The 21,802-nt window shown below is 68.2% G+C and carries 21 protein-coding genes and 1 pseudogene; 6 read left to right on the plus strand and 16 right to left on the minus strand.

The window, feature by feature from the left end:
- Window positions 1-56: 56 nt before the first annotated feature.
- From GCU42_RS05820 to GCU42_RS05835, 5 genes and pseudogenes are all read right to left on the minus strand, one after another.
- On the minus strand, window positions 57-461 hold the full coding sequence (locus tag GCU42_RS05820) for a cupin domain-containing protein (protein ID WP_114226657.1): 405 nt from the start codon (window positions 459-461) through the stop codon (window positions 57-59).
- A 53-nt stretch (window positions 462-514) separates the two neighbouring features.
- A complete protein-coding gene (gene lpdA, locus GCU42_RS05825) occupies window positions 515-1,933 on the minus strand; it encodes a dihydrolipoyl dehydrogenase (RefSeq protein WP_114226658.1) in 1,419 nt (472 codons plus the stop codon).
- Window positions 1,926-2,276 carry an acyl-CoA thioesterase gene (locus GCU42_RS15340; RefSeq protein WP_240309349.1) on the minus strand — a complete coding sequence of 117 codons (351 nt, stop codon included), beginning with the start codon at window positions 2,274-2,276 and terminating at the stop codon, window positions 1,926-1,928. Before GCU42_RS15340 ends, lpdA begins: the two co-directional genes overlap by 8 nt.
- Before the next feature lie 108 nt (window positions 2,277-2,384).
- Window positions 2,385-2,516: pseudogene (locus GCU42_RS15600) on the minus strand (helix-turn-helix domain-containing protein); the annotation flags it as partial.
- Between the two features lie 3 nt (window positions 2,517-2,519).
- Window positions 2,520-3,857: a pyruvate dehydrogenase complex dihydrolipoamide acetyltransferase gene (locus GCU42_RS05835; RefSeq protein WP_114226660.1), complete on the minus strand. Its 1,338-nt coding sequence runs from the start codon at window positions 3,855-3,857 to the stop codon at window positions 2,520-2,522.
- A 91-nt stretch (window positions 3,858-3,948) separates the two neighbouring features.
- On the opposite strand from GCU42_RS05835, the gene GCU42_RS05840 reads away from it, so the two are divergent.
- On the plus strand, window positions 3,949-4,416 hold the full coding sequence (locus GCU42_RS05840) for a universal stress protein (RefSeq protein ID WP_114226661.1): 468 nt from the start codon (window positions 3,949-3,951) through the stop codon (window positions 4,414-4,416).
- Between the two features lie 124 nt (window positions 4,417-4,540).
- Window positions 4,541-5,110, plus strand: a complete 570-nt coding sequence (locus GCU42_RS05845) for a hypothetical protein (protein ID WP_114226662.1) — start codon at window positions 4,541-4,543, stop codon at window positions 5,108-5,110.
- Window positions 5,111-5,114: 4 nt separating this feature from the next.
- Here GCU42_RS05845 and GCU42_RS05850 read toward each other — a convergent pair whose 3' ends face one another.
- The 3 genes from GCU42_RS05850 to GCU42_RS05860 all read right to left on the minus strand — a co-directional run bounded on the left by GCU42_RS05850 (window position 5,115) and on the right by GCU42_RS05860 (window position 6,790).
- Window positions 5,115-5,594 (minus strand): GAF domain-containing protein, encoded by a 480-nt coding sequence (locus GCU42_RS05850; RefSeq protein ID WP_114226663.1) that lies wholly within the window; start codon window positions 5,592-5,594, stop codon window positions 5,115-5,117.
- 105 nt (window positions 5,595-5,699) lie between these two features.
- Window positions 5,700-6,110 carry an alternative ribosome rescue aminoacyl-tRNA hydrolase ArfB gene (gene arfB / locus GCU42_RS05855; protein ID WP_114226664.1) on the minus strand — a complete coding sequence of 137 codons (411 nt, stop codon included), beginning with the start codon at window positions 6,108-6,110 and terminating at the stop codon, window positions 5,700-5,702.
- Window positions 6,107-6,790 (minus strand): RluA family pseudouridine synthase, encoded by a 684-nt coding sequence (locus GCU42_RS05860; RefSeq protein ID WP_114226665.1) that lies wholly within the window; start codon window positions 6,788-6,790, stop codon window positions 6,107-6,109. The genes arfB and GCU42_RS05860 overlap by 4 nt, the downstream gene beginning before the upstream one ends.
- A 222-nt stretch (window positions 6,791-7,012) precedes the next feature.
- Between GCU42_RS05860 and ctrA the strand changes: the two genes are divergently transcribed.
- Entirely contained in the window at window positions 7,013-7,720 is a 708-nt protein-coding gene (gene ctrA / locus GCU42_RS05865) for a response regulator transcription factor CtrA (RefSeq protein ID WP_114226666.1), read from the plus strand.
- Between the two features lie 4 nt (window positions 7,721-7,724).
- On the opposite strand, the gene GCU42_RS05870 is transcribed toward ctrA, so the two are convergent.
- From GCU42_RS05870 to GCU42_RS05880, 3 genes are all read right to left on the minus strand, one after another.
- Window positions 7,725-9,323, minus strand: coding sequence for a hypothetical protein (locus GCU42_RS05870; protein WP_114226667.1), 1,599 nt, complete (start codon window positions 9,321-9,323; stop codon window positions 7,725-7,727).
- 154 nt (window positions 9,324-9,477) lie between these two features.
- A complete protein-coding gene (locus GCU42_RS05875; protein WP_114226668.1) occupies window positions 9,478-10,272 on the minus strand; it encodes an arginyltransferase in 795 nt (264 codons plus the stop codon).
- A 193-nt stretch (window positions 10,273-10,465) separates the two neighbouring features.
- Window positions 10,466-11,680 (minus strand): threonine ammonia-lyase, encoded by a 1,215-nt coding sequence (locus tag GCU42_RS05880; protein ID WP_114226669.1) that lies wholly within the window; start codon window positions 11,678-11,680, stop codon window positions 10,466-10,468.
- Window positions 11,681-11,733: 53 nt separating this feature from the next.
- Between GCU42_RS05880 and GCU42_RS05885 the strand changes: the two genes are divergently transcribed.
- Window positions 11,734-13,386, plus strand: coding sequence for an amidohydrolase (locus GCU42_RS05885; RefSeq protein WP_114226670.1), 1,653 nt, complete (start codon window positions 11,734-11,736; stop codon window positions 13,384-13,386).
- Here the strand turns inward: GCU42_RS05885 and GCU42_RS05890 are convergent.
- The 5 genes from GCU42_RS05890 to GCU42_RS05910 all read right to left on the minus strand — a co-directional run bounded on the left by GCU42_RS05890 (window position 13,364) and on the right by GCU42_RS05910 (window position 21,004).
- Entirely contained in the window at window positions 13,364-15,358 is a 1,995-nt protein-coding gene (locus GCU42_RS05890) for a protein-disulfide reductase DsbD family protein (protein WP_335341005.1), read from the minus strand. The two genes, GCU42_RS05885 and GCU42_RS05890, sit on opposite strands and share 23 nt — an antisense overlap.
- A 118-nt stretch (window positions 15,359-15,476) precedes the next feature.
- Complete coding sequence (gene metH, locus GCU42_RS05895; protein WP_114226672.1) at window positions 15,477-18,095, minus strand: methionine synthase; 2,619 nt, start codon at window positions 18,093-18,095, stop codon at window positions 15,477-15,479.
- 1 nt (window position 18,096) lies between these two features.
- A complete protein-coding gene (locus GCU42_RS05900) occupies window positions 18,097-19,125 on the minus strand; it encodes a homocysteine S-methyltransferase family protein (RefSeq protein WP_114226673.1) in 1,029 nt (342 codons plus the stop codon).
- Complete coding sequence (gene metF / locus GCU42_RS05905) at window positions 19,122-20,048, minus strand: methylenetetrahydrofolate reductase [NAD(P)H] (RefSeq protein WP_114226674.1); 927 nt, start codon at window positions 20,046-20,048, stop codon at window positions 19,122-19,124. The genes GCU42_RS05900 and metF overlap by 4 nt, the downstream gene beginning before the upstream one ends.
- Window positions 20,045-21,004, minus strand: a complete 960-nt coding sequence (locus GCU42_RS05910) for an ArsR/SmtB family transcription factor (protein WP_114227739.1) — start codon at window positions 21,002-21,004, stop codon at window positions 20,045-20,047. The genes metF and GCU42_RS05910 overlap by 4 nt, the downstream gene beginning before the upstream one ends.
- 206 nt (window positions 21,005-21,210) lie before the next feature.
- Between GCU42_RS05910 and GCU42_RS05915 the strand changes: the two genes are divergently transcribed.
- Entirely contained in the window at window positions 21,211-21,459 is a 249-nt protein-coding gene (locus GCU42_RS05915; RefSeq protein WP_114226675.1) for a circumsporozoite protein, read from the plus strand.
- 79 nt (window positions 21,460-21,538) lie between these two features.
- Entirely contained in the window at window positions 21,539-21,733 is a 195-nt protein-coding gene (locus tag GCU42_RS05920; RefSeq protein WP_152569472.1) for a hypothetical protein, read from the plus strand.
- The last annotated feature ends 69 nt before the right edge of the window (window positions 21,734-21,802 follow it).

Genomic DNA, 21,802 nt, shown 5'->3' on the forward strand with positions numbered 1-21,802 from the left:
TTCCCCTGTCACGTGCGGGGGAGATTAGCGGCGCAACACTGCCGGACCGTTAACGCCTATTCGGTCGTCTTGCCGTCCCATTCGTCCTGATCGTGGTCGCGTTCCGCCTGCGCCTTGTCCTTGTGGACCGTCCCGTCCTTATGCTCGGGCGGTCCGTAGAGCGTGTAGAATTGCAGCGGCTCGTCGGTGGTGTTCTTGACGTTGTGGCGGGCGCCGGCGGGGACGATAACCGCCACGTCTTCCTTCACGGCATTCTCCTTGCCGTCGATGACCACCACTCCCTCGCCTTCCTCAAAGCGGAAGAACTGGTCGCGGTCTTCGTGCACTTCCTCGCCGATTTCCTCACCGGCAGCCAAGCTCATCAGGACGAGCTGGAGATGCTCGCCGGTGTAGAGCACGCGGCGAAAGTCGTTGTTGGCGATCGTCAGTTCTTCAAGATCGTCGCAGAAACCGCGCTTCATGCCTGCCTCCCGGGATGGTCCTTTCCCAACCCCGGTGTGGCACGGGCGTTCCGCTAGATGTGGATCACCCGGTCGTAGGCGGCGAGCACGCTCTCGTGCATCATCTCCGACAGGGTCGGGTGGGGGTAGACGGTCTCGATGAAATCCTGCTCGACCAGTTCGGCGGTCTTGCCGACGGTGTAGCCCTGGATGAGCTCGGTCACCTCGGCGCCGATCATATGCGCGCCGAGCAATTCGCCGGTCTTGGCGTCGAACACCGTCTTGATAAAGCCCTCGACCTCACCCAGCGCGATTGCCTTGCCGTTGCCGATCGCCGGGAACTTGCCGACGCGGACCTCGTAGCCGGCTTCCTTGGCCTTGGCTTCGGTCAGGCCGACGCTGGCGACCTGCGGATGACAATAGGTGCAGCCGGGGATGTTCTTGGGGTCCATCGCGTGCGGGTGGACGTCCTTGTTGCCGAGGCTCTGCGCGATCGCCTCGGCGGCGATGATGCCCTCGTGGCTCGCCTTGTGCGCCAGCCACGGCGGCGCGGTGATGTCGCCGATCGCCCACAAGCCCGGCACGTTGGTGCGGCACATCGGATCGGTCTTGAGGAAGCCGCGGTCGGTCGTGACGCCGAGCGCTTCCAATCCGATATTCTCGGTATTCGGGACGATCCCGACCGCGACGATGCAGTGCGAGAAACGCTGCTCGGCGGCCTTGCCGTCCTTGGTCTTGATCGTCGCGGCAATGCCCTGGCCGTCGCTCTTGAGGCTTTCGACCCCGGCCCCGGCAAGGATGGTGATGCCCTGCTTGGTCAGCGACTTGGCGAGCGCGTCGCTGACGTCCTTGTCCTCCACCGGCACGATCCGATCGAGCATCTCGACCACGGTCACCTTGGCGCCCAAGTCGTTGTAGAAGCTGGCGAACTCGATCCCGATCGCGCCCGAGCCGATGACCAGCAGGTCGGTCGGCATCTCCTTGGGAGTCATCGCATGGCGATAGGTCCAGATCCGCTCGCCGTCGGCCTTGGCGAAGGGCAGGTCGCGGGCGCGCGCGCCGGTGGCGAGGATGATGTTCTTCGCCTGAAGCTCGGTCGCCTTGCCGTCGGCGCCGGTTACCGTGAGCTTGTCCTTCGCGGTCAGGACGCCCGACCCCATGTGCACCGCGATCTTGTTCTTCTTCATCAGGTGCGTGACGCCCTGATTGAGTTGCTTGGCGACCGCCCGGCTACGCGCGACGACCTTGCCGAGGTCGGCCTTGGCCTCGCCCCCGGCGATCAGGCCGTAGGCGTCGGCGTGCTGCATGTAGTGAAGCACCTCGGCCGAGCGGAGCAGCGCCTTGGTCGGGATGCAGCCCCAGTTGAGGCAGATGCCCCCCAGATTCTCGCGCTCGACGATCGCGGTCTTGAGCCCAAGCTGCGCGCAGCGGATCGCCGCGACATAGCCGCCAGGGCCCGAGCCGAGGACGATGACATCATATTGCTCAGCCATTGCTTGCTTCCTCTGCCGCGATCGGACGCGGTCGGTTGTGTTCATCGAGCGCGACGAAGGTGAACTCGCCCTCCGCCACGACTGTTTCAAGATCGCCGTCGCGCGCGCGCCCGACCGCTTCGGCCTTGAGCAGCAGCGAGGTGCGGCCCTGCTTCACCAGGTCGACATAGACACTGAGCTCATCCCCGACCGCCATCGCGCCGGGGAACTTGAGCCCATCGGCTGCCACCAGGATCGCCTTGCCCGCGCTGTGCCGCGAGGCGAACGACCCGCAGGCGAGCCCCATCTGGCCCATCAGCCAGCCCCCGAACACGCCGCCATAGGGGTTGGTGTCGGTCGGCATGGCGGTGGTGCGGATGAGTGGCGCACCTCGAGCGATTGCGAGCGGATCCTGCAGAAGCTCTTGGACTGAAACGCCCAGAACTGTCGCCAATTTAGTAAGCCACGGCTCTGAAAAGCGCCTCAGTCCTCGTTCTAGATCGGATAGCTGACCTTTGGACGTGCCAATCTGGCCGGCCAATTGGTCGAGGGTCAGGCCACGCTTCTTGCGCCAAGCCCGCAAGAAATTGATCTCAGAGGACAAGGCCTAAGCCACCAGCCCCAGCGGGTTCTCCACCAGTTCCTTGAGCGTCTTCATCAGGCGGGCGCCGTCGGCGCCGTCGATCGCGCGGTGGTCGAAGCTGCCGGTGACGCTCATCACGGTAGCGACGGCGAGTTCGTCGCCAACGACATAAGGCCGCTTCTCGCCCGCGCCGACCGCGAGGATCATCGCCTGGGGCGGGTTGATGACGGCGTCGAACTGCTTGATGCCGTACATGCCCATGTTGCTGATCGACGCGGTGCCGCCCTGATATTCGTTGGGCTGCAGCTTGCCTTCCTTGGCGCGGCCGGCGAGCTCGTGCATCTCGGTCGAGATCTTGCTCATCGACTTGGCGGCGGCGTCGGTGATGATCGGGGTGATGAGGCCGCCGGGGATGCTCACCGCAACCGAGATATCGGCGCGGCTGTACTTGATGAGCTCGCCGGGGGTGAAGCTGACGTTGCACTCGGGCACCGCCTCGAGGGCGAGGGCGAGCGCCTTGATCAGCATGTCGTTGACGCTGAGCTTGACCCCGCGGCCCGACAGGCTCGCGTTGAGTTCGCCGCGTAGCTTGAGCAGCGGATCCAACCGGACATCGACGGTAAGGTAGATGTGCGGGATCTCACGCTTCGCCTCGGACAGGCGGCGCGCGATCGTCTTGCGCATGTTCGAGAGCTTGGCGACCTCGTGCGGGATGTCGGTCGTGAACGGCTGCGCGGGCGCCTCGGCGGCCGGGGCCGACGCGGTCGCGGCGGCCGGCGCGGCGGCGGCGGGCTGCGCGGCGGCACCGCCGGCAGCCTTGCCGAGGTCAGCGCGGACGATGCGGCCGCCGGGACCACTACCGGTCAGGGTCGACAGGTCGATGTTCTGCGCCTGCGCCAGCCGTCGGGCGAGCGGGCTGGCCTTGACCCGGTCACCGCTCGCGGCGTGCGGAGCCGCCGCCTGGGCGGGCGCGGCCGGGGTCTCGACAGGGGCTGGAGTAGGCGCGGCGGGCGCGGGTGCAGGCGATGCCGGCGCATCGGCCTTAGGGGCCGGCGCGGCTGGCGGAGCAGCCGGTGCAGGAGCGGCGGGCGCTGCAGCAGCAGCCGCGCTGGCATCTTCGCCCTCGCCGGCGATCAGGGCGATCGGCGCGCCGACCTTCACCCCATCGGTGCCCTCGGGAACGAGGATCTTGGCGACGGTGCCCTCGTCGACCGCCTCGAACTCCATCGTCGCCTTGTCGGTCTCGATCTCGGCGAGGATGTCCCCGCTCTTCACCGAGTCGCCTTCCTTGACCAGCCACTTGGCGAGCGTGCCCTCCTCCATGGTGGGGGACAGCGCGGGCATCTTGAGTTCGGTCGCCATGGGGAGCCTTGCTTGAGAGCGGTCGATAAGTGGCCCGCTCAAAGACCAAGCCCCTTTGCCCGTCAAGCGTCCTGGACTAGACTGGCGGCCGATGGACAGCCCCAAGCGCACCTATCTGGTGGTGATCGATGACAGCCCCGAGGCGCGTCAGGCGCTGCGCTTCGCCGCGCGCCGCGCCGCCAAGACCGATGGCGCGATCGAGGTGCTGGCGATCACCGAGCCGCAGGATTTCGTCCAATGGGGCGGGGTTCAGGCGGCGATCGAGGAAGAACAACGGCTGCGGATCGAGGGCAGCGTGTCGAGCGCGGTCGGCGAGATCGTCGATGCTGCCGGGATCACGCCCAACATCATGGTCCAGGCGGGCGATCCGGTGACCGTCGTCCGCGCGCTCATCGGCACCCGCGACGACATCGCCGCGCTGGTCCTCGGCGCCACCCCCAGCGGCTCCCCCGGCGTGATGGTCGCCGCCTTCGCCGGCACCGACGCGGGCAAGCTCCCCTGCCCGGTGATGATCATTCCCGGCGGCCTCAGCGACGAGCGGCTTGAGCAGCTTAGCTGAGGCGATTTCGACACACAGGTTGCATAAAACGGTTGTTCCGAAATCGTTAACCTTGTAACGCCCCCAGAACAATTTACGACCTCTGGCTGCCCGATTTGGGGCGAGTTGATCAGGGGGATCTTCCATGTTCGTATCGATGCGCGCCGTTGGCGGCGCCGCTTTCCTGTGCGCCGCGTCGGCGCTTTCGGCGCAAGCCGCCCCGGCGGTGCAGGCCGCTCCCGCCGTTCCGGTGATGGTCCAGGCCGTCCCTGCGGTCGCCAATGGCAGCATGCTGCCGAGCAACAGCGACATCTGGCTGAGTCTCGACAATGAAGCCAACAGCAAGAAGGTGCGGGTCGGCGACACGCTGAGCTTCAAGGTCTCGCGCGACGTGATGGTCGGCCAGTATGTCGTCATTCCGCGCGGCACGCCGGGTGTCGGCCACGTCTCCTACCGCACCGGCAAGGGCGCGTTCGGCAAGTCGGCCAAGTTCGAGTTCGATATCGACAGCATCAGCCTCAACGGCCGCACCGTGCCGGTCACCGGTCACTATCGGGTCGAAGGCCAGGGCAACACCGGCGCCGCCGTCGGCGCGGTGGTCGCGGTCGGCGTGTTCGGCGCCTTCGTGACCGGCCACAGCGCGATCGCCGCGCAGGGTTCGGAATGGAAGGCTTCGACCAAGGAGCCGATCGCGATCCAGATCGCGTCGAACTAAGCTTCTACAGCACGCGGGCGAGCAGCTCGCACAGCGCAACACAGCCCGCTTCGTCCTCCGCGTCGAAGCGGGCTTTTTGCGGGCTGTCGAGGTCGAGCACGGCGATCAGCTCGCCCTCGCGCACGAGCGGGACGACCAGCTCGCTCTCGCTCGCCGCGTCGCAGGCGATGTGGCCGGGGAAGGCGTTGACGTCGTCGATCCGCTGGACGCGCTGCTCGGCCGCGGCGGTGCCGCAGACGCCCTTGCCAAACGGGATGCGGATGCAGGCGGGGCGGCCCTGGAACGGTCCGAGCACCAGTTCGCCGCCGACATTGCGGTAGAAGCCCGCCCAGTTGAGGTCGGGCAGGCTCTCCCAGATCAGCGCCGCGGCATTGGCCATGTTGGCGATGGGATCGGGTTCGCCGGTGGTCAGCCCCTCGAGCGCAAGCAGCAGGTCGCGGTAGGCGGTGGGCTTGTCGGCCGCGGTGATCTTGAAGTCGTACATTACCTGCTCCGTCACCCTGAACTCGGTTCAGGGTCCATCGTCGTTCGGTCGCCGCCGCATGTGTGTCACGGTGGATGCTGAAACAAGTTCAGCATGACGGGCTTCTCAGTAATCCGTCACGCGTCCCCGTCCGGCCTTGACCGCGCCCCTCCCCTTTTTCGTCTCGACCCGTTTCGCCTTGGCGGCGCGGCTTGGCTTGGTCGGGCGGCGGCGGGCCTGGCGGACATAAGCGGCGGCGATCAGCTCGGCCAGCCGGCGGCGCGCATCCTCGCGATTGGCTTCCTGGGTGCGATAGTTGCGCGCAGTGATAATCAGCTCGCCGCCGGTGGTCAGTTTGCTTCCCGCCAGCGACTTCAATTTCTCATAGGCGTGAGGCGGCAAGCCGAGGCGATAGACGTCGACCCGCAGCTGGCAGGCGGTAGCGACCTTATTGACGTTCTGCCCGCCGGGGCCGGTCGCGGCGAGGAAGCGCTCGGACAGCGCGTCCTCGGGAATGACGACCTCGCCCGGGCTCACGGCAGCAGCTCGCGCCAGCGGCCGAAGCGCTCGGGGACGGCGGCGGTGACGTCGATCTCCTCGCGTGGCGCGCGCGGCACGGCGAGCCGCCAGGCGTGGAGCAGCATGCCCGCGCCCGGCTCGACCATCGCTCCGCCACGCGCGCTCGCCCCGCCGTAGACGGGATCGCCGACGATCGGCGCGTGGAGCCCGCGCGCGGCGTGGATGCGCAGCTGGTGGGTGCGGCCGGTCTCGGGGCGAAGCTCGACCAGCGACTGGCCCTCGGCGACCGCGATCCGCCGCCACCGGGTGCGCGAGGGCTTGCCGCCCTCCTCGACCGTCATGCGCCAGCCGTCGCGCTCGCTGGAGACCTTGGCCAGCGGGAGGTCGATCAGGCCCTCCGTCTCGGCCAACTCCCCGGCGACAACCGCGAGGTAGGATTTGCGCACCTCGCCCGCCTCGAAGCTCGCCTGGATGCGCTTCACCGCCTTGGGGTTGCGCGCCAGCAGCAGGCAGCCGCTGGTATCCTGGTCGAGCCGGTGCATCGCGACCGGCGGCCGCTGGAAGCCGCACTTGAGCTCGTCGATCCGACTCTCAACGCTCGGCCCGCCTGCGCGCGGGCGATCGACCGGCAGTCCGGCCGGCTTGTCGATCACCAGAGCTTCGGCGTCGATGAAGATGATCCGGTCGGAAAGGGACATGGATGCGCGGTGGCACGCCGCCGCCTGCTCCGCAACAAGGCCGCCCTCTCGTCACTGATGCACAAGCGCAACGATTCCACCGGAATCCAGTCGTTTAGGCGATATTAACCTTTGTCGACGAAATCCCGAATGGTTAATGGACGCTTCAAGGCCGTTAAGCTCGCGTAACGCTCTATGATGAGCATCGAGTGAGTAACCGGCCTCTGAACGGGGGAACTAGCGATGCGCGTACTGCTGATCGAGGACGAGCCGACCACCGCCAAGAGCATCGAGCTGATGCTCGGGACCGAAGGCTTCAACGTCTACACGACCGATTTGGGCGAAGAGGGCCTCGATCTGGGCAAGCTGTATGATTACGACATCATCCTGCTCGACCTGAACCTGCCCGACATGCACGGCTATGACGTACTGAAGAAGCTGCGCACCGCCAAGGTCGCGACGCCGGTGCTGATCCTGTCGGGCATCGGCGAGATGGACAGCAAGGTCCGCGCGCTGGGCTTCGGCGCCGACGACTATGTCACCAAGCCGTTCCACCGCGATGAGCTGGTCGCCCGCATCCACGCCATCGTCCGCCGTTCGAAGGGCCACAGCCAGTCGGTCATCCGCACCGGCAAGCTGGCGGTCAACCTCGACGCCAAGACGGTCGAAGTGGACTCGAACCGCGTCCACCTGACCGGCAAGGAATATGCGATGCTGGAGCTGCTGTCGCTCCGCAAGGGCACCACGCTCACCAAGGAGATGTTCCTCAACCATCTCTACGGCGGGATGGACGAGCCCGAACTCAAGATCATCGACGTCTTCATCTGCAAGCTCAGGAAGAAGCTGAGCCTCGCGTGCGGCGGCGACAATTACATCGAGACCGTGTGGGGCCGCGGCTACGTGCTGCGCGATCCCAACGAGGCCGAACTGCCCGAAGCGGCGGTCGCCTGACCGATCAGCTCCCGGCCCTCATGCCAAGTGCGAGGGCCGTGGGCACCAGGACCAGGAGTGGGAGCGCGATGACCAGCCAGCGCGGGAGACTGCGCTGGCTGTCTCGTATCTGCGCCCACAGCAGCAATGCGGCGAGCGCAGCGGCGAACCAGGTCCACAACTGATAGCGCATCCCGGTCGCGACCCCGACCAGGAGATAGCCGCTGCCGTAGAGGAAGCCCGACGCGGCAAGTGCGAGCAATGGCCCGCGCACCCCGAGCGCGAGCCCGGCGATCAGCCCGGCGAGCGCGACCAGCAGCCAGACGAACGGCCAGCCGAGCGGACTATGGACGACGAGAGTATCGGCGCTCGCGACGAGCGACCGCGCGGCGTTGGACGCGACCTGGAAATGCCAGGGATTGTCGGCCGACTGGATCCAGCCGGTGCTGTCGGGACTGGCGCGGATGAGAAAATAGGTCGCCTGGTTGAAGTGCGCGAGCCGATGCTCGGCATAAGCGACGGGATGGTGGCGGATGGCGTCGATCCAGAGCGCCTTGGGATCAAGATCGTCGTCGTCGACCAGCGGCTGGATCGCGTCGAACCCAAGCGGACACGGCGTCTTGGCCCAGTCTGAATAGGTGTCCCACTGGAAAGGATCGTAGCAGCGCTCGTTGACCCGCACCGGGTCGGCGACGCCGAGATCGGGAAAGACGTTCTGCCCGCTGAAGTGAGTGATCCCGCCAAGGTCGAAGATGACGAGCGACTGCTGGACGCCGGTCTGCTCGGCCTCGAGCGCGCGCGCGATCGCCGGGCCGATGGCGAGGAAGGCGGCGACGAACAATAAGGCGGCGAGAATTCGCCGCGGCCAGGTCTTGAGCCAGTTCGCGGGGAGCGCGGCGAGTGCGAGCGGCAGGCAGGCGAGGAAAGCGTTGAAGCGCAGCGCCGCGGCGAACATCAGCAACGCGAAGATCGCGAGGCGGGTCAGCCACTGCCGACCCTCTCCTCGCATGTCGCCTAACCACAGCACCAAGCCGGTCGCCGCAAGCAGCGAGCCGGCCATCAGGCAGTCCTTGGTCACCGCCCCCATCAGCATCAGCGCGCCGGGCAGCCAACCGACCGCGACGAGGCCGAGCGCGGTGCGGCGCCATCCGCGCCGCCACGCCCAGGCGCCGATCAGCGCCAGCCCACCCCACGCCAGCAGGAGTTGCAGCAGGAGCATCGGCGCCGGGCTGGGCCAGAGGAAGCTCAGCTGTCGCCACAGCCACGCCATCACCGGCGGGTGCCAATCCTCATAAGCGTTGTCGACCGACTGCTGATATTGCCAGCGCGCATCGTCGATCATCACGCCCGGCCAGAAGCCGCGCGCGGTCAGCAGCAATCCGGCGAGGGCGGCGACCCAGACGGGCCACGGCCACCGACCGGTCCAGCGTCCCATCCTGAGCCGCGAAGTTTCCAAGTTTCCCTGGTGCGGGGTCAGGATCGGCGCCGAAGGCTGCTCGGGCCAGGCCGTCTGTCCCGGGACGGCACGCGAAGTTTCCATGTTTCCCTGGTTCAGCCACCAGTGCGGCGACGAGACGTCGACCTGGCGCTTCCCGCTCCCCTCCCCGTCATCCTGCGCCGTCATGACCGAAACCGCCCTCGCCGAGGGAATAGCGAAGCAGGCGAAACCCTATTGTTCAAGCTGGTCGGAAGCCGGGGCCGGCAAAGTTCATGTGCGGTCGACGCCCGCGGGACTTGCCGATGCCGGAGAGAGGAAAGACCGGTTAGGTTGGCTGCGCTCAGACCTTGAGGCCGCGCTGGCGCAGCACGCGGTCGAGGCGCGGGGCATGCGACGGGGCCGGCGGCTCGAACCGCTGCCAGCCCTCGCGCCCGAGTTTCTCCATCGGCCGGAACTGCGCCTTATAGGCCATCCGGTCCGACCCCTCGACCCAATAGCCGAGGTAGACGAAGGGCAGGCCCGCGCGGGCGGCGCGGATGATGTGGTCGAGGATGATGAAGGTGCCCAGTCCTTTGCGCGCCTCGGGACCGACATCGTAGAAGCTGTAGATCATCGACAGCCCGTCGTTCTGCTGGTCACTGAGGCAGGCGCCGACGAGGCGGCCCGGGCGGCCGTCGACCGAGGGCTCGCGATATTCGACGACATAGGTGCGGACCGGGGTCTGCTCGACCATGTCGGCGAAGTCGTTCTCGTCCATCTCGGCCATACCGCCGCCGGGGTGGCGCTGGGCGAGATAGTGGCGAAGCAGCGCATATTGCTCCTCGGTGGTCCACGGCTTGCAGGCGGTGACCTCGAGGTCGGCGTAGCGCTTGAGCAATTTGCGCTGGGTGCGGGTGGGCGTGAATTCGTTGGCGTCGACCCGGACCGACACGCAGGCCTGGCAGTCGACGCAGCTCGGCCGGTAGGCGACCGATTGCGAGCGACGGAAACCGATCCGGCCGAGCGCCTCGTTCAGTTCACTCGCCTGGTGGCCCGACAGCTCGGTAAAGACCTTCCGCTCGGTCTTGCCGGGCAGATAGGGGCACGGGCTCGGCGACGTGACGAAGAATTTCGGGAAGCGGAAAGGGGCACTCACGAGTCCGGCGGCTCCGGCAAAAGGTTACGAAAATGTTTATGTGCCGGTTGAACGCGCATGGGAAGGGGTCGCTCCCTCCCTATCGTGGTTAAGGCGCCAGTCTGTATCGTGGTGGGGCAACGGACCTGCCGCGCGGCCCCGGCAATCCCGTCGCCGCCTTCGTTTCTCCCTCCCCAAAGGGCCGGGAAGATCGTTAATCGAGCCGCTCGCGATGGACCTGGAAGCCCTGCTCCTGGAGCTTGGCTTCGAGCGCGTCGATGTCGCCGGCGTCGCGCGCTTCGACCTCGACCTCGATCTCGGTGTCCTTGGCGGGCAGCGCGGTGAAGATGCGGTTGTGGTAGACCTCGACCACGTTGACGCCCTGCTCCCAGATGATCCGGGTGATATTGGCGAGCGCGCCGGGACGGTCCTGGGCGAAGATGCGCAGGCGAGCGATGCGGCCGCAGCGGACCAGCTCGCGGATGAGGACGTTGGCGAGCAGATGCGTGTCGATGTTGCCGCCGCACAGGATGGTGGCGACGCGCTTGCCGGCGAACTGCTCTTTCTTCGCCAGGATGAGCGCGAGGCCGGCGGCCCCCGCCCCTTCGACCACGGTCTTCTCGATCCCGACCAGCAGCGCGACGGCATGCTCGATGTGGCGCTCCTCGACCAGCTCGATGCGGTCGACGTTCTTTGCGATCACCTGGCGGGTGAGGCGACCGGGTTCCTTGACCGCGATGCCCTCGGCGAGCGTGTCGCCGCCGATCGCGCCGTGCCCTCCCTCGATGACGTTCTTCATCGAGGGGTAAAGGGTCGCCTCGACGCCGATGACTTCAATCTCGGGCTTGAGCGCCTTGATCGCGGTGGCGATGCCGCTGATGAGCCCGCCGCCGCCGATCGGGACAACCACGCAGTCGAGATCGGGGACCTGGTCGAGCAATTCGAGCCCGACGGTCCCGGCGCCAGCCATGATCTTGGGGTCGTCGAAGGGGTGGACGAACACCAGCCCGTCGGCTTCGGCGACGTCAAGCGCATGGGCGTAGGCGTCGTCGAACCGCTCGCCGTGGAGGATCACTCGGGCGCCATGCTCGCGGGTCTGGCTGATCTTCATCGCCGGGGTGTTGGTCGGCATGACGATGGTGACCGGGATGCCGAGGCGGCGGCCGTGATAGGCGACCGCCTGGGCGTGGTTGCCAGCCGAGGCGGCGATAACGCCCTTGGCGCGCTCTTCCTCGGTCAGCGAGAGCAATTTGTTGAGCGCGCCGCGTTCCTTGTAGGCCGCGGTGAACTGGAGGTTCTCGAACTTGAGCCAGACATCGGCGCCGGTGATCTCGGAGAGGGTGCGGCTGCGCTGGGTCGGGGTCAGCTGGACCGCGCCGGCGATCTGCTCCGCGGCGGCGCGGATGTCGGACAGGGTGGGAAGCTCCATGGGCGCCTCCGCTAGCCCTTCCGGCGGAGCGGAACAATGCTAGGCTGGCGCGCATGACCCGCCCTGCCCTGCTGCTCGCCGCCCTCCTCTGCTCCACGCCGGCGCTGGCCGACACGCTGGTGAACCATGTGAACGGGGTGCAGGTGACGCCGGCGGGCGGGATCGAGCATTTCACCGGATTGCTGGTCGGCGACGACGGCCGGGTGAAGCGCGTGCTGCATGGCGAGCTGTTGAAGCTGCCGGGGAGCACCAAGGTCATCGACGGCGGCGGGCGGACCATGTTGCCGGGGCTGATCGACGCGCACGGGCATGTGATGGAGCTGGGGGCGAGCCGGCTCCAGCTCGACGTGACGGGGACGCGCTCGGTGGCCGAGCTCCAGGCGCGCCTCAAGGCCTATGCGGCGGCGCATCCCGAGCTGCCGTGGATCGTCGGGCGAGGGTGGAACCAGGAATTGTGGGCGGACAAGCGCTTCCCGACTGCCGCCGATCTCGACGCGGTGGTGCGCGACCGGCCGGTGTGGCTCGGCCGGGTCGATGGGCATGCGGCGGTCGGTAACAGCGCGGCGCTGCGCGCGGCGGGGGTGACCGCGGCGACCGCAACACCGAGCGGCGGGCGGATCGACAAGGATGCGAGCGGGCGGCCGACGGGACTGTTTGTCGATGCGGCGACGGGCTTGGTCGAACGCGCCGTGCCGGCCGCGACCCCGGCGCAGAGGCGTGCCGCGCTTTTGGCGGCGCAGGCCGATCTGCTGAGCAAGGGCGTGACGGCGGCGGCCGACATGGGAACCCCGCTCGACGACTGGCACGCGATGCGCAGCGCCTATGGCGAGGGCGCGCTCAAGGTGCGGATCATGAGCTATGCGATGGGCCCGGACAATCTCAAGGCGATCGCGGCGGAGGGGCAGACCGGCTGGTCGTTCGGGGATCGGCTGAAGCTCAACGGGATCAAGCTCTATGCAGACGGCGCGTTGGGATCACGCGGCGCCTATTTGAAGCAGCCTTACGCCGACGCGCCGACGCGCGGGCTGGCGCTGCTGACCCCGGCCCAGTTGAAGGCGGAAGCGGGCGTGGCGGCCTCCGGCGGGTGGCAGATCGCGGTGCATGCGATCGGCGATGCGGCCAACAACATGGTGCTGACCGCTTATGAGCAACTCGGCTCGGCGCGGGGCGACCGGCGCTGGCGGGTCGAGCATGCGCAGATCCTGGATCCTGCCGACCTGCCGCGATTCGCGCGCGACAAGGTGATCGCCTCGATGCAGCCGACGCACGAGACCAGCGACCGGCTGATGGCGCAGGCGCGGCTGGGGCCCAAGCGGCTGGCGGGCGCTTACGCCTGGCAGACGCTGACGAAGAGCGGGGCGCGGCTGGCGCTGGGGTCGGACTTTCCGGTCGAGGACCCCAACCCCTTCCCGGGGCTGGCGGCGGCGGTCAGCCGGCAGGGGCTGGACGACCAGCCGCCGGGCGGTTGGCGGCCGTGGGAGAAACTGACCTTCGCGCAGGCGCTGGCGGGGTTCACCCGTTGGGCGGCCTGGGCCGGCTTCGCCGAAGGGCGCTACGGCAGCCTCGAGCCGGGCAAATGGGCCGACTTCATCCTGGTCGATCGCCCGGTCGACAAGGTCAGCGCGCACGACATGGCGCGGACGCAGGTCGAGGAGACCTGGATCGCGGGCGAGCGGGTGTGGGCTAGGAACCAGCCCGCGCGGTGAGCATCGCGGGGGTGAGGATCTGCGGCAGTTCCTCGGGTTCCTTGTCGGGCGCGTACCACAGGTAGAGCGGCACGCCGGCGCGGGCGCGGCTTTCGAGGAAGCGGGTGATGGCGGGGTCGCCGTCGGTCCAGTCGCCGGCGAGCACCGCGACATTCTTCGCCTTGAATGCGTCCTGCACCGGCTGGCGGTCGATCGCGTTGGCTTCGTTGACCTTGCAGGTCAGGCACCAGTCGGCGGTGAAGTAGACGAACACCGCGCGGTTCTGCGCGCGATAGGCGGCGACCTTGGCCTCGCTCCACACCTCGGCGTTGGTCGGCTTGGTGATCACCGCCTGTTCGCCGCGGCCGATCCCAAACAAAGGGACGAGCGCGAGCGCCAGCGCGATGGCGACCGGCGCGCCGAGGGCGGGCTCGCCGCGCATTTGCCGGCGGCCGGCGATGATGAGGGCGAGGATGAGCAAGCCGGCGGCGACGAGGCCGAGCAGCAGGCCGCTGGTGCCGCCCTGGCGGTAAAGCAGCCAGAGCGCGGCGGCGGCGCTGAGACCCATCGGCACGGCGAGGATACGCTGGAGGCGGAGCATCCAGGCGCCCGGCTTGGGCAGGCGCCGACGCAGCGCGGGGACGAAGGCGACGAGGAGGAACGGCAACGCGATTCCGAGGCCGAGCGAGGCGAAGACGAGGATCGCGCCGGCGGCGGGGAGCAGCAGGGCCGCGCCGAGCGCCGCGCCCATGAATGGCCCGGCGCAGGGGGTCGCCACGAAGGCGGCGAGCGCGCCGGTGGCGAAGCCACCGCGCGGGGATGCTTCGCCGCCGAGCACGGGTAGCTTGAAGATGCCGAGCAGGTTCACCGTGATGGCGGTGCCGAGCAGCAGCAGGATGAGGATGGTGCGCGAGTCCTGGAGCTGGAAGGCCCAGCCCGCCGCAGTGCCGCCCGCGCGGATCAGGAGCAGCGCGATGCCGAGCGCGCCGGTCCCGACGATCGCGCCCGCGGTGTAGGCGAGCGCGTCGGCGCGGGCGTGGCGCTCATCCCCGCCAGCGCGGGCAAGTGCGAGGGCCTTGAGCGCGAGGATCGGGAAGACGCACGGCATCAGGTTCAAGAGCAACCCGCCGGCGAGCGCGCCGAGCAGGGCCCAGCCGAGTGCGCCCCACCCCTCGCCCTTCGCCGGCTCGCCGATGGGTGTGCCGCCAGCGGGAACGGAGCCGGGCGTCGCGGCGATCGCGAGGCCTCCGCTTTGGCCCATGCCGAGCACGCCGTTGATGGTTTGCGGCGGTCGCTTGAAGGTCAGCTCGGCGACCACCAGGTCGCCGTTGCGGAAGAAGCGCTGCGGCGCGGCATGGTCGAGCGGGACGCCGTCGGCCGGAAAGAAGTGGAGGTTGTCGGCGGCAACGCTCGCCGGCAGCGGGATGCCGAGGCGGACAGCGGTGCCGCTCGCCTGGAAATGCGCGGCGCTTCCCAGCGGGCGCGGGAGGGCGCGGCGCCAGCCGTCGAAGCGGGCCTGCTCGTCGGTGCCGCCACCAATCGGCACGTCCAGGCTGAGCGTGCCCTGCTCGGGGACGCAAATCTCGTCAGTGCAGGCGAGCCAGAAGGCGTGGGCCTTGATCGGCAGTGTGCCGCTGGCGTCCGCAGGTACGTGTAGCCGGGTGAGGATCGCGTAGGGGCCGGTGAAGACGTAATTCATCAGCCCGGCAATGGTGAGTGTCTTGGGCACCGGGTAGCGCAGTTCGCCGACGGACGCGCCTTGCGGCAATTGCCAGTCGAGCTTCATCGGCTGGCCGGCGTCGCCGGGGTTCGACCAATAGCCGTGCCAGCCGGGCTCGGGGGTCATCAGGATGGCGAGGTCGGTGTCTTGGCCGGGTTTGACCGGGCCATCGACGATCAGCTGCGCGGTGATGTGCGGCTTGGCCGACCCAAGCTGCGCCGTGGCGGGGACGGCGGTGAGCAGCGCGAGGAGGAAGAGGAGAATGCGGGGCACGGTTCGCTCTCCCCTAGCGTCATGCTGAACTTGTTTCAGCATCCATCTTCAAACCCGGACCAAGGCCCGTGTGAAGGCATGGACCCTGAAACGATTTCAGGGTGACGCTTTAGTGGCGTCAGTCCAGGTTCGGCCGCAGCCACCGCTCCGCCGTGTCGACGTCGACCCCGCGGCGGCGCGCGTAATCCTCGAGCTGGTCGCGGCCGATGGTGGCGACGCCGAAGTAGGCGCTGTCGGGGTGGCCGAAATAGAAGCCGCTGACCGCCGCGGTCGGCATCATCGCGAAGCTCTCGGTCAGGGACAGGCCGGCAGGGTCGCCGCCGAGCAGGTCGAACAGCACCGGCTTCAGGCTGTGATCGGGGCTGGCGGGGTAGCCGGGCGCGGGGCGGATGCCCTCGTAGCGCTCGCGGATCAGCTCCTGATTGGAGAGATGCTCCTCGGCATAACCCCACAGATAGGTGCGGACATGGTGATGGAGCCGCTCGGCCAGCGCCTCGGCGAGGCGGTCGGCGAGCGCTTTCAGCAGGATATCGCTGTAATCGTCATTGGCCGACTTGAAGCGGTCGAGGTGCGCCTCGGCACCGTGGATGCCGAGCGCGAACCCGCCGATCCAGTCCTCGCCCTCTTCCTGGATGAAGTCGGCGAGGCACATGTTGGCGCGGCCCTCGCGCTTCTTCATCTGCTGGCGCAGGAAGGGCAGCCGGACGGGCTCATTGCCGGCGATGACGAGGACGTCGTCGCCCTCGCGCCAGCAGCGCCACAGGCCGACCGAGGCGCGGGCGGTGAGCCATTTCTCGGCGATGATCCGGTCGAGCATCGCCTCGGCGTCGCGGAACAGGCTGCGCGCGCTTTCACCGACGATGGGGTCGTCGAGGATCGCCGGGAAGGTGCCGTGCAATTCCCACGCGCGGAAGAAGGGCGTCCAGTCGATGTGGGCGCGCAGATCGCGGAGCGACCAGTCGGCGAAGACGTGGCTCCCTGGGCGGTAGGGCGCCGGCGCCTGGCGGGCGGGATCGGCGACGAAGCGGTTGGCGCGCGCTTCGGCGATGCTGACGCGATCCTGCCCGCCGCGGTTAGCGCGGGCGACGCGGAGCGCCTCATATTCGCTGGCGGTGCCTTCGATCAGCTCGCCGCGCTGGGGGCCGTCGCTGACGAGCGCGGAAGCAACGCCGACCGCGCGGCTGGCGTCGAGCACATGAAGGACCGGACCCGAATAGGCCGGTGCGATCCGCAGCGCGGTATGCGCCTTCGAGGTGGTCGCGCCGCCGATCAGCAAAGGCAGCTTCATTCCCGCCCGCTCCATCTCGGTTGCCACCGTCACCATCTCATCGAGCGAGGGGGTGATGAGGCCCGAGAGGCCGATGATGTCGGCGTCATTCTCGTTCGCCGCCTCGAGGATTTTCGTCCACGGGGTCATCACGCCAAGGTCGACGACTTCGTACCCGTTGCACTGGAGGACCACGCCGACGATGTTCTTGCCGATGTCGTGGACGTCGCCCTTGACGGTGGCCATGACGATCCGGCCCTTGCCCTTGGCGCCCTCGTCCTTTTCGAGCTCGATGTAGGGAAGCAGGTGGGCGACCGCCTTCTTCATCACGCGGGCCGATTTCACCACCTGCGGCAGAAACATCTTGCCCGAGCCGAACAGGTCGCCGACGACGTTCATCCCGTCCATCAGCGGTCCCTCGATCACCGCAATCGGGCGGTCGGCCGTCTGGCGGGCCTCCTCGGTATCGTCGACGATGTGGGCGTCGATGCCCTTGACCAGCGCGTAGGACAATCGCTCGGCGACCGGGAGCGAGCGCCACTCGGCGGCCTGCTTCTCGGCGACCTCGTCGGTGCCCTTGAAGCGCTCGGCCAGCGCGATCAGCCGTTCGGTGGAATCGTCGCGGCGGTCGAGGATGACGTCCTCGCAGGCCTCGCGCAGCTCGGGGTCGATCGCGTCGTAGACGTCGAGCTGGCCGGCGTTGACGATCGCCATGTCGAGCCCGGCGGGGATGGCGTGGTAGAGAAAGACCGAGTGCATCGCGCGGCGCACCGGCTCGTTGCCGCGGAAGGAGAAGCTGAGGTTCGAGAGGCCGCCCGAAATGTGGGCGCCGGGGCAGCGGGCACGGATCTCGCGCGCCGCCTCGATGAAGTCGAGCGCGTAGCGGCGGTGCTCGTCGATCCCGGTGGCGACGGCGAAGACGTTGGGGTCGAAAATGATGTCCTGCGGTTCGGTGCCGTCGGCGACCAGCGTGTCGTAGGCGCGGGCGCAGATCTCGACCTTGCGCGCGGCGGTGTCGGCCTGGCCAGTCTCGTCGAAGGCCATCACGACCACCGCGGCGCCGTAACGGCGGACGAGGCGGGCCTGTTCGAGGAAGGGCCCCTCGCCTTCCTTCAGGCTGATCGAATTGACGATCGGCTTGCCCGACACGCACTTGAGGCCGGCCTCGATCACCGTCCATTTGGAACTGTCGATCATCACCGGCACGCGGGCGATGTCGGGCTCGGCAGCGATGCGCTTGAGGAACGTCGTCATGGCGAGTTCGCCGTCGAGCAGCGCCTCGTCCATGTTGACGTCGATGATCTGGGCGCCGTTGTCGACCTGTTGGCGGGCGACTTCGACCGCGGCATCATAGTCGCCGGCGAGGACGAGCTTCTTGAAGCGGGCCGAGCCGGTGACGTTGGTGCGCTCGCCGATGTTGACGAAGCTGGTGGCCGCGCTGGCGGCGTCGGACGCGTTACGGTCGGTCATGTCAGGCGGCGAGGACCATTGGTTCGAGGCCGGCGAGAACCGTGCGGCGAGGCGCCTGCGGGATCGCGCGGGGCGGCTGGCCTGCCACGGCCTCGGCGATGGCGGCGATGTGCGACGGCGTCGTGCCGCAGCAGCCGCCGACGATGTTGACGAGGCCGTCGGCGACCCACTCCGCCACCTGGGCCGCGGTCTCGCTCGCCGCCTCGTCATACTGGCCGAGGTCGTTGGGCAGGCCGGCGTTGGGATAGGCCATGATCAGCGTGTCGGCCTGTGCCGACAGCGCAGCGAGGTGCGAGCGAAGCTGGGCGGCGCCGAAGCTGCAGTTGAGGCCGATGGTGACGGGCTTGGCGTGGCGGACGCTGGCCCAGAAGGCTTCCACCGTGTGGCCCGATAGATTGCGGCCGGACAGGTCAGTCAGCGTCATCGAAATCATGATCGGCGCGAGGTCGAGCGCGGCCATCACCGCCGCCTTGCAGTTCAGCGTGTCGAACACGGTTTCGATGAGGATGAAATCGGCCCCGCCCTCGAGCAGCGCCTCGGCCTGCTCGCGGTAGGCGGCCTTGACCGTGTCGAAGTCGACCTCGCGAAAGCCGGGATCGTTGACGTCGGGCGAGAGCGACAGGGTCTTGTTGGTCGGACCGAGCGCGCCGGCGACATAGCGGCGGCGGCCATCGGCTTCAGCGGCGCGGTCGGCGACCTCGCGGATGATCCGCGCGGCGCAGACGTTCATCTCGGGGACGAGGTCTTCCGCACCGTAATCGGCCTGGCTGATCCGGTTGGCGTTGAAGCTGTTGGTGCCGAGCACGTCGGCGCCGGCGTCGACGTAGGCCTGGCAGATGGTCGCGATGAGGTCGGGACGGGTCAGGCAGAGCAGATCGTTATTGCCCTTCTGATCCTTCGAAAGACCAGTGTCGCCGCGATAATCGGCGGCGGCGAGGCCTTCGCGCTGGATCGCGGTGCCATAGGCGCCGTCCTTGATCAGCAGGCGCTTCGAGGCCTCGGCGCGGAGCGCGGTGGCGGCGTCGGTCATGTTAGGGCCTTTCGGTCGGCGCGCACCCCGAGCAGGTGGCAGATGGCATAGGCCAGCTCGGCGCGGTTCAGGGTGTAGAAGTGGAAGTGGCGGATGCCGCTGGCGTAGAGCTGGCCGGCGAGCTCGGCGGCGATGGTCGCGGCGACCAGCTGGCGCGCGGCGGGTTTGTCGTCGAGGCCTTCGAACAATTCGTCCATCCACTGGGGAATCGCCGCGCCGCACTGGTCGGCGAACTTGCGGGTCTGGGCGACGCTGCTGACCGGCAGGATACCGGGGACGATGTCGGCCGCGATCCCGCAGGCGGCGGCGCGGTCGCGGAAGCGGAGGAACGCTTCCGGCGAGAAGAAGAACTGGCTGATCGCGCGGTCGGCGCCGGCGTCAACCTTGCGCTTGAGATTGTCGAGGTCGGCCTCGGGACATGACGCCTGGGGATGGACCTCGGGATAGCAGGCGACGCTGATCTCGAACGGCGCGATCTTCTTGAGGCCCGCGACGAGGTCGGCGGCGTCGGCGTAGCCGTCCGGGTGCGGCTCATAGGCCTTTCCGGCTTCGGGCGGATCGCCACGCAGTGCGACGATGTGGCGGACGCCGGCGTCCCAATAATGGCGCGCGATGTCGTCGATCTCGGCTTTCGAGGCATCGACGCAGGTGAGGTGCGCCGCGGCGGGGAGATTGGTCTCGCGGACGATGCGGGCGACGGTGGCGTGGGTGCGCTCACGGGTCGAGCCGCCCGCGCCATAAGTCACCGAGACGAATTGCGGGCGCAACGGGGCGAGGGTTTCGATCGAGGACCACAGGGTCTCGGCCATCTTCTCGCTCTTGGGCGGGAAAAATTCGAAGCTGACGGCGATGTCGCCCTTGGCGGCGGCGAACAGCGGCGCGGGCTCGGACGAAGGGATGGTGACGAGCGCGGGGCGGGTCATGCGGCTCTCCGGCGGGGCTGGCGGACCGGCGCCTTCCGCCCGGCCCAGAGGGTAACGGTGAGTTCGCCGCCGGCGAGTTGCTCGACCACCTGGCCCGTCAGCCCGGCCTCGGCGAACCAGCCGAGGATCGCCTCGTCGGCAAAGCCCAGCCGGGCGTGCTCGGCGCGCTCGCGCAGCTCCTCGCGCTCGTGGGGGGCGAAATCGACGATCAGCAGGCGGCCGTCGGAGCCGAGCAGGCGTGCGGCCTCGGCGATCGCCTGGCCGGGGGCCTGGGCGTAGTGGAGGACCTGGTGGAGGAGAACGACGTCGGCGCTGCCGTCGGGGAGCGGCAGAGCGTACATGTCCCCCTGGCGGAGCGAAGCCGGAACCGCCGCCGCCGCGAGCTTGGCGCGGGCGAAGCGGAGCATCTCGCTCGACTTGTCGATGCCGATCGCCTGGGCAGCGTCGCGGCCGAACAGCTCGATCATGCGCCCGGTGCCGGTGCCGATGTCGACCAGCCGGCCGAGCGGCTGGCTGCCGAGCGCGCGGACGATGGCGCCTTCGACCTCGCTTTCGGCGACGTGGAGCGAGCGGATCTCATCCCACACATGCGCATTGGCGGCGAAATAGCGCTCGGCCGCTTCGGCGCGGTCGCGGCGGACGGCGGCGAGCCGGGTCCGGTCGGTGGCGAAAGCGGCGGCGGTGGCCTCGTCGGCGGCGCCCTCGATAAGGGCGAACAGCGCCTCGGCGACTTCGGGCCGGGCGAGCGTCAGGAACACCCAGCTGCCCTCCTTGCGCCGCTCGAGCACTCCGGCGTCGACCAGGATCTTCACATGGCGGGAAACGCGCGGCTGGCTCTGCCCGAGCAATTGGGCGAGCTCGCCCACCGACAATTCGAGTTCCCGCAACAGCGCCAGCACCCGCAGCCGGGTGGGGTCGGCGAGCGCCTGGAACAGGTCGGCAAGAGGAAGCGGCAGCGACACGGGATAAGGATATAAAGAAGTCTTTATATGAGGTGCAAGGAGAAACCGCGCCGACCGCCAAACACGGTTCGTCGCAATTGTGCATTGCACCAAGGTTACACCTCCACTAAATCCGCGCGCTGGTTTGACCGCAAAGATGCGGCGGGCCGGGCCCTCGGCTTCATTGTGGAGCGAGGTTTTTCGATAGGGATGGACTCACCATGAAGAAGATCGCCATTGTCGCCGTTGCGGTTGCCGGCCTGACCCTCGTCGCCTGCACCAAGAAGACCGACACCAACACCGTCACCACCGAGAACACGGTGACCACCGAGACCACCACCGACACCAACGCGTCGCTCGACAACGCCGGCGTCGCTGCCGACAACGCGCTCGACGCGGCCGGCAATGCGGTTTCGAACGGTGCGAACTCGGTCTCGAACGCGACCAGCAACGCCACCAACGCGATGTAATCGACGCTCGTCACGAGCGTTGTTACACGAAGGGCCGTCCGGGCGACCGGGCGGCCCTTTTCGTTTGGGGAGTCGTCGGGTGAAGGCAGCGATGAGCGTCGCGGCGCTGGTGATGGCGGTGGCGCTTGCCGGCTGCCGGAGGGCGGAGCCGGTGGCCGCGCCGACGGCTGCGGAAGCGGCGCAGCTCGACAATGCCGAGGCGGAGTTGAACGCGCTCGGGAATGACGAAGGGCCGACGTCGGGGGACGCCGGCCCCTCGGGGAATGTGCACTAGACTTCGGGCGGGGCCGTCACGGGAGTAAACCCCGTGACGTCGATCAGGTTCGCTGACGCGACCTGTCGG

The organism is Sphingomonas ginsengisoli An et al. 2013, assembly GCF_009363895.1.
In the GTDB taxonomy this organism is placed as follows: Bacteria; Pseudomonadota; Alphaproteobacteria; order Sphingomonadales; family Sphingomonadaceae; genus Sphingomicrobium; species Sphingomicrobium ginsengisoli.